This is a genomic window from Psychrobacter sp. CAL346-MNA-CIBAN-0220 (genome assembly GCF_040309805.1).
In the GTDB taxonomy this organism is placed as follows: domain Bacteria; phylum Pseudomonadota; class Gammaproteobacteria; order Pseudomonadales; family Moraxellaceae; genus Psychrobacter.
The window spans coordinates 1-229 of the sequence record NZ_JBEOPF010000817.1; the positions used below are offsets into that span (position 1 = coordinate 1).

The following is a 229-nucleotide window of genomic DNA, read 5'->3' on the forward strand; positions in this document are numbered from 1 at the left end:
GTAGCGAACACGGCCACAGGTGCGGTCGCGACGTTGACTGGCGCACTGGGTGGTGTCGGCGGCGGGACCGGCGGTCTCGGCGGTGTTGTCGGGACGGTGGGCAACGCCGCAAGCGGCGCAGTCGGTACGGTGACGGGCGCTCTGGGTGGCGTCGGCGATCCGACCGGCGGTCTCGGTGGCGTGGTTGGCACGGTAACCGGTGCACTGGGTGGCATCGGTGGTGGTAACC

1 protein-coding gene is annotated in these 229 nt (G+C 71.2%); it reads right to left on the bottom strand.

Translation table 11 applies throughout. The annotated features are described in order from the left end of the window. Positions 1-229 (bottom strand): hypothetical protein (locus tag AAEY88_RS15790; RefSeq protein ID WP_350563921.1); only part of this gene is annotated, 229 nt, incomplete at both ends.